This is a genomic window from Leptolyngbya sp. 7M (assembly GCF_018128485.1).
The window spans coordinates 4,240,089-4,253,397 of the sequence record NZ_CP070897.1 but is presented as its reverse complement, the minus strand read 5'-3'; the positions used below and the strand labels follow the sequence as shown (position 1 = coordinate 4,253,397).

Sequence of the window (13,309 nt, the reverse complement as noted above, 5' to 3'; positions counted from 1 at the left end):
CGGGGATCCAGCGAGGAACCAGTCGCCGTTTGACGGCGCTACGGGCTCTATGTGCCTTGACCGGCTTTTTGCTGTGATTGGTCGTTGGTTCGACTCCATAGCATGGGGTTCCAATTCATTATCTAAACAATGCTTGAACCGCAGCTTAATACCGGTAGTAGCTGTAGGCTGTGCCTGTTTTCTCGGCAGAGTCGTTGACGACAAGCCCTAAAACTGGAATAGAAGATATTCTTAAGTCCTCTAATGCTTTTTCTAGGAGCGAACGCTTCAATTGGCCCAAGCGAGCCACAAGCAAAATGCCGTCCGTATGCTCGGAAAGCAGATAGGTATCTGCAAAGCCCAGCAGCGGAGGAGCATCATAAATGACCAGGTCAAAAGCAGTTCGATTTTTCTCGATGATTTGTCGCATCGATTCAGAAGAGAGAATGCGGGTAGGCTCTGGCGGAATCGATCCTGCGGGCAAAATATATAAATTGCTTTCCCAAGGTGTTTGTTGAATGGCCTGCTCATACTCCAGACTGTGAGCAATCAGATCAGTTAGGCCGCGGGAGTTCGACAAATTTAACCGATGATGCAGGCTAGGACGCCGCAGATCCCCATCGACTAATAGAACACGTTGACCCATTGCTGCCGCCACCTGCGCCAAATAGAAGGCAACCGTGGTTTTACCATTGGCTGGAACGGGCGAGCTTACGGTCAATGAACGGATTGGCCGATCTGGACTCAACAGTCTCACATTCACACAGAGTAGTCGGAAGGCTTCTAGAAATGGATCAGCCATTAGTCGATGGAATTGAAGAGAATCGATCGATCCGCTTCCGTTTAGAGAGCCTAACACTGCATTTGAACTGAGCCATTTATCCAACTCGTTCAGTGACTTATTCGTCGGAATAATCCCTAGAATTGGCAGCTTCGCACTATCTTTTACTTCTTTAGAGGTGTGTAGCACACTACTCAATCGATCAATCGCCAACGCGGCCCCTGTACCCAGCAGTAATCCTAAAATTGCTCCTAATGCCAGCGTTCGTTTAGTGCTTGCCGCACTAGGATAAGGCTCATTGGGTGCAGTTAGTAATCTCCACGGCAACTGGCGCTGTGCTGCATCAATGCGTAGCCCCTCACGCTTCGCCAAAAATTGGGTGAGATTATCAGTAGCAATCTCTAGCTCTCGCTGGATGTCGGTATATTGGCGCATCACAGCAGAGAGCTGCTTAATCTGTTGATTGGTTGAGCCAATTGAGGCACTCAGGGACTGCTCCCGATCCTGGAGTTCCTGAATTTGACTAGCTACCTGCTGTGCCACCCGAAAGCCTTCTTGCTGTAGCAAGGGCAACAGATTCTGCCGCTGTTGGATCAATACGTTCAGTTCAGGGCTGCGCTCTAGATAAAGAATGGAATCTTGCGCTAGCTGGCTGTCGATCTCCAATAATTGATCGAGCAATTTCTGATAGCGCGGACTATCAACGAGCGGGGACGAACCAGCTTGCTCCAGCGACGGCTGTGATAAAGCAGTTTGTAATTGTTGATAGGTCAAGCGAGTTTCGCGCAGCTGAGTTTGAGTTTCGATCAGATCCCGTCTAAGACTCCCCATCTGATCCGACAACAAACTAGCCTGTGACTCTGGGTCAATCAAATTATACTGTTGCCGAAATTCCTGGAGTTGGCCTTGCCATTGGGCTACCTGACTTTTTAAGGCAGGCAATTGGCTGTCTACAAAGTCGATCCCCCGCCGAATATCTTGACGGCGATCTTCCAGGCTATATCGGAGGTATGCCTCGGAAAGTAGATCCAAAACAGTTTGAACCAGCTCTTTGTCGGGGTTGCCATACGAGACCTGCAAAATATTCTTTGCATCAACTTGAATCACCAGATCGCGAATCAAACTTTCGTAGGTGATCTCAGGATAGTCACGCTTGAGTTGCTCCACAACCGGGTTTAAGACATCGGGGCTACGCAAAACCCGGATCTTGGTCTCGTCCAGCGTTGTCGTCGTTAGGGACTGGTCTTGGCGGCTGCTCAGGGTTTGGGGAAGAGAAGACAAAACTTCTGTTTCCACCGTAACCGGTTCCGTCAAAATCTCAAAACCAGATCGATAAATCGGCGTTGCCGTTACAATTTTGAGAACGGCTGCCCCTATCATCACGGTTGTCACACCAGCAATCAGCCAGACCTGCCGTCGCAGTGCCGCTACCACGCGCCCTAGCTCTAATCCACCTTCGTTTTCGGGCGGTGCCGCTATTGGGGGAGTTGATAGCAGGATCGGAAGATTTTGTGTTGCCTTCATAGTGGCGTTCTCAGAAACGTATCCCCAATCAGCCAAGGTTAATCACTTCCTCGGTTCATTGGCCGTGACCTGCTATGGGTTGTTCTCCTACCGGGAACTGCTGGAAAAACATTGGCTGCATCACCGCTATCCGGCCAGCGATCAAGATCCGGACTTTCATGACGGTGAACACAACCATCCTGTACGCTGGTATTTCTACTTCATAAGTCGCTACTGGAAGTGGAAGCAGTTGATTGGGCTAACGCTGGTTTATATCCTGCTGCATCACATTCTACATGTTCCTCAAAATAACCTAACTCTATTTTGGGTTGCTCCATCGGTGCTAAGCTCAGTGCAGTTGTTCTACTTTGGCACGTTTCTAACCCATAACGAACCAAGTGAAGGTTTCAAAAATAGCCATCGCGCTCGTACCAATCCTTTACCGATATTCTGGTCATTTATTACCTGCTACCACTTTGGCTATCACGAAGAGCACCACGAGCATCCATCGGTAGCTTGGTGGCAATTACCAACCGTACATCGGCTCCATCGTTCCTGCTAATTTTCCGGCGTTGCCGAATTCGGCTAGCCGATTCTAGGCGTAATCAATCACTATTGCCGACAGTGGAAGTTGCTGCCCTATCGTAAAACTTACGAGTCGATTGCCAAAACCCACATTAGCCAACAGCCTGCTGCCTTTGAGTTTCCGATACCCGACATACCCGGTCGTTTTCATTACACCGGACTCTTTCGCAATCTATCTCCTCGATTGACAACCTTTCCATTTACTCAACTGACTGGACAGCTGTTAATCTATGCGTCTTTAGGCAGCGTTCAAAACATGAAAGAGATTTTTCACTGCATTGCAGCAGCGTGCAAAGGGTTGGATGTTCAGCCCGTGATTGCGCATGGAGGGGGACTGAGTGCATTTCCAACAAGCGGGTGGCGTCAAACGAGCGGCAGATATTGTGGAACAAGCCGTTGGGTTGGGGTCAAGCGGGTGGCGCAAGCTGCCTAGCTTCTACAATCCTGATTCGGAACTTAGCTTCTGGCTTTGAGTCTGAATCAACTGGATATAGCTAAACTACAGAGCCACAGAGCGCACCGAGCGATATACTGATTTCTGTCTCCTTGTGTAGGTACTGCTCAATTCAAAAGACAATGATAACTTTATATACGTTTGGCGATTCGATTCTCGACTGTGGACACTACAACGAGTTTGGTGTTCACCCTGGTCAACTGCTGGTTTGGAATAATGATGTGCTATTTCCCGAATTTGCGGGTCAGGATCTCAGCTCTAGGGGACCGGCTCGGCTGGAGCATCGAGCTGTTGATGGTGCGACGGTTGAGGATTTACCTGCTCAAATCCAGGGATTAAGGGTTGAGGAGCCTGCAATTGCCCTGATCACGATTGGCGGTAACGATCTGTTGCAGGGATTGATTCAAGATACGGGTAGGGGAATGGATGTCTTTGCTAATGCTCTTAACCACTTCGTCCAACATTTACCGATTCGCCCTATTTTACTAGGTAATGTATACGATTCTAGTTTAGGTGATGACAGCCGCAATTTTCTCAATATCGACCCAGCGATTGCCCGCAAAAGTCTTGAGCAGATCAACACTCTTATTCAAGAAGTCGCTAATCGCTATGGACAGTTAGTTGATCTGCATGCTCACTTTCTCACGGGCGATCCGTCCTGGTTTACTGCCGTAATCGAGCCAAGCCTGCGGGGTGCTTCAGAAGTGCGGCGAGCGTTTCTTCCTTATTTGGGATTGTCTAAACAAGCCTAGGATGATTGGGCTAGAGCAGGGCAGCCAGATTAGCTCTGCTAAAACGCCTCGGCCTACCGCAGCTAGCCATAAACAAAATGTATCAACTCAGTTAAGACTTTTATCAGTCAAATGCCCCTGTTCGCAAAAGATGTATATCGATTTACAGATGGGTATCCAAACTACTGGATTAATAAGTTCCAAATGAGTTGAATAATTTGAGTAATGCAAGATAAGAACTGGCTCAAGCAAGGAATTGCGTCCTGTTTGGTGATGGCTTCAGTGGCAATAGTGAGCGGTTGTTCCAGTACAAACTCTGAGCAGACGAGTGCGAATAACAATTCTGGTAACAACTCTGGAAAAGTCATCCGTATTGCGATTGGAACACAGGATCAGGTGATCAATACGGCGGTGGGTGGGGCGACTGTTAGAGAACTAGGACTGCTAGAAAAACATTTGCCCAAAACTGGTGAATACGAAGGTGTCAAGTATGATATCCATTTGAGCAGGCCCTGACGCTAACTCATCGCACAGGCGATCGCGCTCAAGCCAGTCTCATCCTCAACAACATGAGCGCTGCGTTCAGCTACTTAGGTCAGTACGCGCGGGCCTTACAGTCCGCACAGCAAGCTTTGGCAATTGCGCAAGAACTGAAGGATGAGGCTCAAACCGCCATTGTCTTGAATAGTATCGGCGGCATCTATCGAAATTTGGGGCAATATTCCCTAGCCTTGGAGCACTTTCAGCAGGCTCTAACCCTGCTGCGGCAAATTGGTGACCGCACTCAGGAGGGAACGATCCTCAATAATATCGGTGCCATTTACATCAATCTGAAACAATACCCACAAGCCTTAGCTGCGTTAAAAGATGCCTTAGCGGTACAGCGAGAATTAGGCAATCGCATTCCGGTTGGCGTGACGCTGAACAATATTGGAGCCATCTATTTAGATCTGGGAGAGCCTGAACAGGCGTTGGAATTTCATCAGCAGGCGCTGGTGGTGGCCCGCGAGGTGAGCGACTGTTCTGGAGAATGGTTTGCGCTCAACAATATCGGCACTGCCTATATGTATTTGAAGCAATACACGCAAGCGTTATCTTATCTTCAGGCAAGTTTGGCAATCGCGCGGACAATTGGCGACCGCGCCGGTCAAGGAATAACGTTGGTGAATATAGGGAGTACATTATTCCAGGAAGGGCAAGTTGCCGCTGCTGAAGAGGCATGTTATGACGCTTTAGAAATTTTAGAAACATTACGGCAATCTGACTTATCAGACACCCATAAAGTTTCGCTCTTTGAAACCCAGCTCCAAGCCTATCAGTTCCTGCAAGACGTTTTGGTCAGTCAAGCGAATCCGGAGAAACAGCTCAAAGCGCTAGAAGTGGCGGAACGAGGTCGAGCCAGAGCCTTTGTAGAGCTATTGGCGAATCAGCTTTCGGATCAGCAGGCCAGAGCGTTAGCCGCCTCGGCCCCCACGATTGCTTCGATTCAACAAATTGCGCAACAACAGAACGCTGTACTCGTACAGTATTCGTTGATCAATAATGTTGACGGGTCTCATCTACAGCTCTATATTTGGGTCGTGCAGCCCACCGGCGATATTAGCTTTCACTCAACTGATTTAGCTAATCTGGATCAACCGCTCAGCGAGCTGGTGCATCTGAGCCGAGCCATGATTGGTGCAAGGGGACGCAAGATCAGCAGTGCGTCAGCTCAAATCAACAGCAAACCCGATGTAGAGCCAACCCATCCGCAGCCACTGCTTTATCCATTCCAGCAGCTTTATGATCTGTTAATCCGTCCGATTCGAGATCAATTTCCGTCTGATTCCACGACGCGGGTCATTGTTATTCCCCAGGCTGAGCTGTTTCTTGTTCCCTTTGCCGCTCTCCAAGATGAACAGGGCACCTGTCTGATCCAGCAGCATACGGTCTTAATTGCCCCTTCAATTCAAGTTCTGGCGATGACTCACCAGCGACGACAGGAACTGAGTTCACTGTACGACCAAACAGCCGTTGCTCCGGATACCGTGCTAATCGTGGGCAACCCGACGATGCCAACATCACCAACGATTCCACCCCTGATGCCGTTGCCAGAAGCCCAACGCGAAGCTGAGATGATTGCTGCTCTTTTTAATGCCAAAGTATACACTGGGGCAAATGCTACCAAGAAAACAATCGTGCAACAAATGCCCCAGGCCCGATTGATCCATTTGGCTACTCATGGACTGCTAGAGTATAGCGTTACCAATCCAGCTGGAATCCATACCATTCCCGGTGCGCTTGCGCTTGCGCCAGAACCCGATTCTAATAACCCAGCAGACGCGGCAACTTCCGTCGGGCAAAATGGCCTACTGACGGCAGCTGAAATTGCCGAATTGTCCTTAGGCGCAGAGTTGGTGGTTCTAAGCGCGTGTGATACGGGTCGAGGTACAATTACCGGCGATGGAGTCATTGGCCTATCGCGCTCATTGATTGCGGCAGGAGTACCGAGTGTAATTGTTTCGCTTTGGAAAGTACCCGATAAGAGTACGGCCTATCTGATGACGCAGTTTTATCAGAATCTGCTACACCAGTCTGATAAGGCTCAAGCCCTACGGCAAGCCATGCTCTCAACCCGGCAGCAATACCCCCATCCCCAATGCTGGGCAGCATTTACCCTGGTGGGGCAGGCGGATTAAATTTAGACCTATCCCAACCGGACTTGATCGAGCACCGGCACCAGGATTTGGTCGCGAGGTAAAACATCGACCATCCAGTGAAAGTAGGTGTTACCAGAGAGACTTGATAACACGGCGACCCTTCCTTCAATATTCTGCAACGAAGCCAGAGAAGGTTGTGTATATATTCGATGAAGATTAGAATCAGGATGGTCACATCCAGGTAGTTGTCCGGGATAGGCACGGTAAAGATCAGCTAGCAGATATTGATCAGACGTAAGTACAGCAATGGCATTGCACACCATCCAAGCATTCTGTTGCGGAACGGCCCAAGCTTGTCCATAAGGAAGCTTCGCAACAAATAAAGGAAATGTATCAATAGATACGGGATTTCCATTGCAGATATGTAAACCATCACCTAAATGAATTGGATTAAACCGATCCCAGATTTGCTGCAAACAGCGCGTACAGTTCAACCCTGCACAACTATCGCCGTTACCCGAATTAGCATTAGCTGAGCTAGTATTTGCTAAACCAACAGCCGAACCAATAGAATAATCATTTTGCTCCATCGCCAACTGCTGGGTTGCCGCATTGGCCGTCTTGCCAAAGGCATTCAGCGATAACGCTACATAGTTATCCGTCAGGTCATGGGCAACCATCCAATCCCAAGTGGAAGCGTAGTAGCTTTTGGAAACAGCATGGGGAACACTTTCCGCAACGGCTGTCAACCCTACTGTGAACTCGGTTATCTTAACTGCCTTGTTTAATGGCAGCTTTGATGGTAGTTTTAACGGTAGCTTTGACTGACTTGGCAAATTCAACGCCTTTTGATAATACATGATGGCAGCTGAGTAGTGCTGTTGCTGCTCCAAGACATACCCTACTTTCTGATAGATCGGAGCAGCATCCGGACAAATGGCTAAAGCCGCATGGCAAACCAAAATTGCTGCATTGTACCGTTCTTGCTGTACTAAACAGTCGGCTAACCCTAGCGCAATCAGAACATTTTTCGGCTGTAGCTGCAAGGCTCGCTGATAGTAGATTTCGGCTCGTCGTAGCTGTTCGCTGCCGCCATAGGTGGTTAGAACATTGGCCCAATGGCAATAGGTTTGAGTCAGGTAATCACGGGCCGGCTTCCAGTCGATTGATTCAGTCTGCTGCAATAGCGTTTGCAAAAACCGACCGCAGCTTTTTTTCGCTAAGAGCAACTCATCATCGGTATCTGTCACCTGCTCAACCCCGTCGCAGTAAGATTCAAGTTTGTCAGCATCAAGCTGAATGGCCTGCCGCAAGCTATCCAGCATTAAATCGATTTCACCCAACGCTAACCAAGAGACAGCACAATCGCTATGAGCAGACAGATGGGTTGGATTGAGTTGCAATGTGCGTTGGAAGCAGTCAATGGCAGCACGATGCTGTCCCTGATATTGCAGCGTCAAGCCCAGGTTGTGGTGCGCTAAGACAAAATCGGGCTGCAATTCAATCGCACGGCGATAGGCACCAATAGCCTGCACCGGATCCTGGCGAAACAAGGCACGACCTAAATTGTTATACAACGCCGCTTGGTTAGGTTGAATCGCAATCGCCTGCTGATAGGTTTGAATTGCCTCCTGCCATCGCCCCTGCTGTACAAACAAACAGGCTAGATTGTTGTAAATCTTGGCGTAATCAATCGAGTTGACATGGCGCTGGGAGTGGGATCGCTTCACCCGTTGACCATGCGGCTCAGGACCAATCGTCAGACGTCGTTGGGAAGCTGTAGCTGCTGGTATTGGCTTCAGCGCTAGTGCTTGACTGTAGCTATCGGCTGCTGCGGCCAACTTGCCCTGTTGATGTAGAATACATCCTAAATTGTAATAAAGGCTATGCAGACGCAAGTTGAATGATGAATCAGTACTCACTAGATCTGTACCTAGATAGGTGTGAGCAAATAGAAATAGTAGATGACTTAGTTAATAAATAGAGCCTTGAAACACGAAACGAAGAAATTCCCAGAGCCGTAATTGCTGTGTAAGCTTACGAGGCAAACCCTAAACAGCACTCAGAGCTTACCACAGCGTATGTTGTTTCTACGGTTAATAGACTAGCAGGTAACAGACCACTGTTCCTTGCTAAATGTAGATGCTTGACAGTCTCAGTGGATCAATTGCACGATCAATTGAAGCAAATCAAATCTACTCAATTTCTAGCCAATAACCCGGAAGGAATCAGCACCAAGATTGAGATTCTTGTTCAACTCTAGTAGAGCTACAGGTGTACTGCCAGGTTTATCGGGGTTGTAGTAGACCACACCTGTCGAAGCTTCGTGACAGCCAACGAAACTTTATAACCAACCTCACCCGGAATCAAGCGCTGAAGCAAAGCCTCTATTATAAAGAATATTATAAAGAATCAGGCTGCACGACAGCTGAGTTCGCCGTCAGGCAATCCAGTTTCTATCCAGGATATTTGAAGATTCAGTTAATCTTGCTATCAACCATTGCCAGATCTGAATCGAACACAAGATTATGGATTGAGTGTTGTGCTGTTATGACTACGTTTCCATCTCAGCTGTCTCGAAGAAGGGACTCCATAAAGATCGAAGTCAGGATTCCCATGCAGGATTTAAGTAGGGTGCAGATTAAGTTTTGAGTATCTACCGCTTCAACCAGGGTTTGCAATTATCTGCCGATCTAGGGTTCGAGTCTCAAATCCTGTACCAACTATCGTTGGGGTAAAACCTGCGGCTATTCAGATCCACCTGCACACGCCGAAAATAACCAGGATTCACCCTACGGAAATCTACAGTTATTCGTAGAGCAACCACTTCGTATCCACGATCGCTAGATCACCATGTGAGGAGTTCTAGCCTAAATCCAGCATCAAATCAAAGTCTATTGCCTGCTAGTTTTGAGGCGAGAAGAGTGACCGCTTTGAGACATATCGAATTCTTAAAAAATCTTGAGCAGCTTCGGTTCACCGGCCAGTTGGTGCAGACTGACGCCGCAGGACAGTGTTGGAATTTCTATTTCTGTCAAGGTCGTCTTCTATATGCAACAGGCGGCCCACATCCTGTGCGACGATGGCGACGGAACTTGCTGACGTTTTGCCCTCGCATTCCAACCTATCGGCTAGCTTGGCAAGCTGACCTAGCGAAAGTCGATCCAACCAAACATGAATTTAGCTGGGAGTATGCCCTATTAAACCTGTGGGTGACGCAGCAGCGAATCAAGCTAGAACAGGCCGAAAAGTTCATTGATGTGGCTATCACTGAAGTCATATTTGATGTGATGCAGGCCACAGAGGTAACAGAAAGAATTCAGTATAGTAAAACATTCTCACCTCTATTCCAGCCAATTGGAGTAGACATGGCTATTGGGAAGGCTGACTTGTGGCAACAACGATGGCACCAAGCTGGTTTAGAGGGCTATTCCCCAAATCAAGCTCCGATCATCAAGCAGCCCAATCAACTACGGCAGTTAGGATCAGCTCAACTATATCAAACCCTAATCCATTTGCTCGATGGCCAGCGGACTTTAAGAGATGTGGCTATAGAAATGCGACGAGATGTAGTAGAGATCACATCAGCCTTGCAGCACTTTAATCAGATGGGTCTCGTAGAATTCACAAGTATTGCTGACTTACCCGGTCTCGTATTTCAGCGGGAGCCGCCCAGAGCCGCGCAGATTATGGTCACACCGACCTCAGCATTGATTGCCTGCGTAGACGATAGCTCAACGGTGCGCAACATGATGGAACAATTGCTGATTACATCGGGGTATCAGTTTTTGGGGGTAGAGGATCCGCTGCGAGCAATTGGAATTTTGCTGGCTCGTAAACCAGATTTAATTTTTTTAGATTTGATAATGCCAAACGTGAATGGATATGAAATCTGTGAGAAGTTACGCAAGATTTCCTGTTTCCGTAAAACGCCAATTGTGATTTTGACTGGAAGCGATGGTTACGCCAATCGGCTGCGATCAAACTTTGTGGGGGCCTCCGACTTTCTTAGTAAACCACTCAACGCTGAGGCAGTGCTGGGGGTTATTCATAAACACCTACAACCTGCTTCTGATCTTTCTTCGGTGCAGTTGTAGAAATTGAGTGGAGGGGTAGATGAGGTAGGGAGCAAAGGTTACTATGAAATACATGAAAAATTTATCAAATGGGGGAATGCTACTTTGGCGAACATTCGTCATGCGTCATTGCACTACTAGTGATTTGCCGTTTGTAATCAGGTGAACAACCGATTTACTACTAACGACTAATGGCTAATGGCTAAGTAGGTCAATCTAATTAAACGGTAGATGCAGTGCGGGCATCTTGCCCCCACCAGCGAGACGCTGACACTACGGCTCTTCAAATTGATGATGTTGATCTACTTAATGGCCTAATAACAACGACGATAGCAATTTTCAAGTTCATTTTCTAACCTGCTGCTTACATACGAGGGAATAACTATGGGTACCGCACTTGTTGTAGAAGATTCAACCACAGATATGCATATTCTGATGAGCTGTTTACAGCAGAGTGGCATCACCGTTTCAATGGCTCAGTCCGGAGAACATTGCTATGCGGTACCTATTCACTTACCATCTCTACTGGTTCTTTATAGGATTGATTCTAATTGAATTTATCTTCATCCGGCGCAGCCGCAACTATCACTATTCTTGGAAAGAGAGCCTGGCATCTCTTGGAGTCGCGATCGGGCACTCTGTGACTAGCGCCATGTTCAAATCGGTACATGTAGGAATTCTGCTCTGGGTGTGGAAACACCGCTTGTTCACTCTGCCACTCAATACCGGTTGGAATCTCCTCCTACTGTTTGTAGGTATCGAGTTTTGCTATTACTGGTACCATCGGGCGACCCATCGAGTGCGATGGCTGTGGGCAACCCACGCTGTACATCATTCAGTCGAGCATTTGAACCTGTCTGCAGCGTATCGGTTGGGCTGGACGGGTTGGTTGTCTGGCAACATTCTGTTTTTTATACCACTAATTTGGCTAGGCTTTCATCCGCTTGCTGTTCTCACAGGTTTGTCAATTAACTTGCTCTATCAATTTTGGATTCATACAGAGCTGATTCCTAAACTGGGACCGCTAGAATGGCTTTTGAATACACCTTCCCATCACCGAGTTCATCACGCTTCAAACCAGGAGTACATCGACCGCAATTATGGTGGCGTTTTAATTGTGTTCGATCGCTGGTTTGGCACCTTTGCCGAAGAGCAGCTCCACAACCCACCAGTCTATGGCTTAACCCAGCCAATTCGCTCTTACAATCCTGTTGTGATCGCCTTAGGTGAATGGGGTAGACTGTTCAACGATCTGCGCATAGCTCGAAGCTGGACAGAAAGATTCAAGTTTGCCTTCTACCCTCCGGATTGGCGGCCAGACCAATCCTACTCTAATCGCGCTACCCTCGATTCAACTCAGTATACACATCCGCTGGAGGGGCAGGGCTGAGGGAAGACAACTCGTATTGCTGCTCAATGGACACTTGATTCAATTCGCTGTTGGTCTCGTCTATCTAATTAGGCGAGTTTTTTGTGCTGCCAACCCAACAACAGCTAGCGATTTTCACTCTGCTCCACATCCTGACCACGGATTACTCAACCTATATTTTTTCTGATACAGCAAAACACTTAGTTAAAAATTTTATAAAGTTTAAGTACAATCACGTAGAACACTGTAAAATCGAGCCTAGGAAGCCGTTTTGGCATTTTCCTAACTAGTATTACTAGTAACAAATGTTTTTTCTTGATAAAGAAGCAAGGAAGCTACTGAGCTGCGTCAAATAAATATGTAAAAATTCAGGCAGCAAGTAAAGGTGTGCTTCTCAAGGGTGCTGTTTTGTCAGTCAAGCATCTTCAAGCGCTTGTCTGAACCTCAGCGTTTTGGTTTATTTCATGGTGGTCAATCGATTGTCAATTCAGGTCCATTGTCAATCAAGATGGCCTATGTTTTGGCAAGCAACGAGCGTTTTTAGCAATTTGGGTGTAAATACGTTGACGAGAAGGTTGTTGATGAAGATTATGAAGCTGTGTTTAGTGCATTCAACATAGCTAACACAGAAAATTAGCAGTCAACAGTAAAAAGCAGCTAAAGCCTGAATTTATCTTGGACCTTTCAGCTAAAAGGTCTAGCTTTGAGTTGCAATTGCTGGCTTCGCTGCCCCAAGCTTTCATACAGCTTGATAGATTGGGCTGATTTTTCATAGTCGATTTCATCTTGGTCTAGCTCCAGATTTTATTTGGTTTGTTTAGCTCAAGCTCACTCTAGTCATATTCTGTTCTAAATAAACTATGAACGTTTTCCCTTGGTTTCAGCGCGGAAACAATACTTTTTCTAATTCTTTCATTACCCTTAACCCCTTTCAGAGCTATACCGATCAACTATTATCCATAATTATAGCTGGAGTATGGCAGAGTTATTCTCTTGCAAATCCTCAGATTGTTACCTTCCTAGAAGAACCTTCTGAAGACAATAGCATTATTGGTTCAATTCTAGGATTATTAAATCCAGGTACTCCAGGCAGCGATATTCTCCTCGGCGACCCGACAACTAACCTCATTTTATGGGGACGGGGAGGTAATGATACTATCCTTGGCATTGATCCGGGTGCAGCAGAACCGGG

Annotated in this window: 9 protein-coding genes; 7 read left to right on the top strand and 2 right to left on the bottom strand. The window is 47.3% G+C overall.

Translation table 11 applies throughout. The features are described 5' to 3' along the window. Positions 1–145 precede the first annotated feature (145 nt). Complete coding sequence (locus JVX88_RS21750; RefSeq protein WP_211620206.1) at positions 146–2,284, bottom strand: GumC family protein; 2,139 nt, start codon at positions 2,282–2,284, stop codon at positions 146–148. Position 2,285: 1 nt separating this feature from the next. Between JVX88_RS21750 and JVX88_RS21745 the strand changes: the two genes are divergently transcribed. The 5 genes from JVX88_RS21745 (at position 2,286) to JVX88_RS21730 (ending at position 6,711) form a co-directional block, all read left to right on the top strand. After that, positions 2,286–2,825 carry a fatty acid desaturase gene (locus JVX88_RS21745; protein ID WP_211620204.1) on the top strand — a complete coding sequence of 180 codons (540 nt, stop codon included), beginning with the start codon at positions 2,286–2,288 and terminating at the stop codon, positions 2,823–2,825. A gap of 361 nt (positions 2,826–3,186) precedes the next feature. Further along, complete coding sequence (locus JVX88_RS40890) at positions 3,187–3,321, top strand: hypothetical protein (RefSeq protein WP_263975202.1); 135 nt, start codon at positions 3,187–3,189, stop codon at positions 3,319–3,321. Positions 3,322–3,424: 103 nt separating this feature from the next. Continuing rightward, positions 3,425–4,054 (top strand): SGNH/GDSL hydrolase family protein, encoded by a 630-nt coding sequence (locus JVX88_RS21740; protein WP_211620202.1) that lies wholly within the window; start codon positions 3,425–3,427, stop codon positions 4,052–4,054. 204 nt (positions 4,055–4,258) lie between these two features. Continuing rightward, positions 4,259–4,549 (top strand): hypothetical protein, encoded by a 291-nt coding sequence (locus JVX88_RS21735; RefSeq protein ID WP_211629097.1) that lies wholly within the window; start codon positions 4,259–4,261, stop codon positions 4,547–4,549. Then, positions 4,546–6,711, top strand: coding sequence for a CHAT domain-containing protein (locus JVX88_RS21730; protein ID WP_225931672.1), 2,166 nt, complete (start codon positions 4,546–4,548; stop codon positions 6,709–6,711). Before JVX88_RS21735 ends, JVX88_RS21730 begins: the two co-directional genes overlap by 4 nt. A gap of 8 nt (positions 6,712–6,719) precedes the next feature. On the opposite strand, the gene JVX88_RS21725 is transcribed toward JVX88_RS21730, so the two are convergent. Next, positions 6,720–8,594 carry a tetratricopeptide repeat protein gene (locus JVX88_RS21725; protein ID WP_211620198.1) on the bottom strand — a complete coding sequence of 625 codons (1,875 nt, stop codon included), beginning with the start codon at positions 8,592–8,594 and terminating at the stop codon, positions 6,720–6,722. Positions 8,595–9,596: 1,002 nt separating this feature from the next. Here JVX88_RS21725 and JVX88_RS21720 point away from each other — a divergent pair. Together JVX88_RS21720 and JVX88_RS21715 are read left to right on the top strand one after the other, a co-directional pair. Further along, positions 9,597–10,769, top strand: a complete 1,173-nt coding sequence (locus JVX88_RS21720; RefSeq protein ID WP_211620196.1) for a response regulator — start codon at positions 9,597–9,599, stop codon at positions 10,767–10,769. Between the two features lie 475 nt (positions 10,770–11,244). Next, positions 11,245–12,138 (top strand): sterol desaturase family protein, encoded by an 894-nt coding sequence (locus JVX88_RS21715; RefSeq protein WP_211620194.1) that lies wholly within the window; start codon positions 11,245–11,247, stop codon positions 12,136–12,138. The last annotated feature ends 1,171 nt before the right edge of the window (positions 12,139–13,309 follow it).

Coding starts and splice junctions, on each gene's coding strand:
- JVX88_RS21750 (WP_211620206.1), bottom strand. CDS start 2,284: ATGAAGGCAACACAAAATCTTCCGATCCTGCTATCAACTCCCCCAATA.
- JVX88_RS21735 (WP_211629097.1), top strand. CDS start 4,259: ATGCAAGATAAGAACTGGCTCAAGCAAGGAATTGCGTCCTGTTTGGTG.
- JVX88_RS21740 (WP_211620202.1), top strand. CDS start 3,425: ATGATAACTTTATATACGTTTGGCGATTCGATTCTCGACTGTGGACAC.
- JVX88_RS21715 (WP_211620194.1), top strand. CDS start 11,245: ATGCGGTACCTATTCACTTACCATCTCTACTGGTTCTTTATAGGATTG.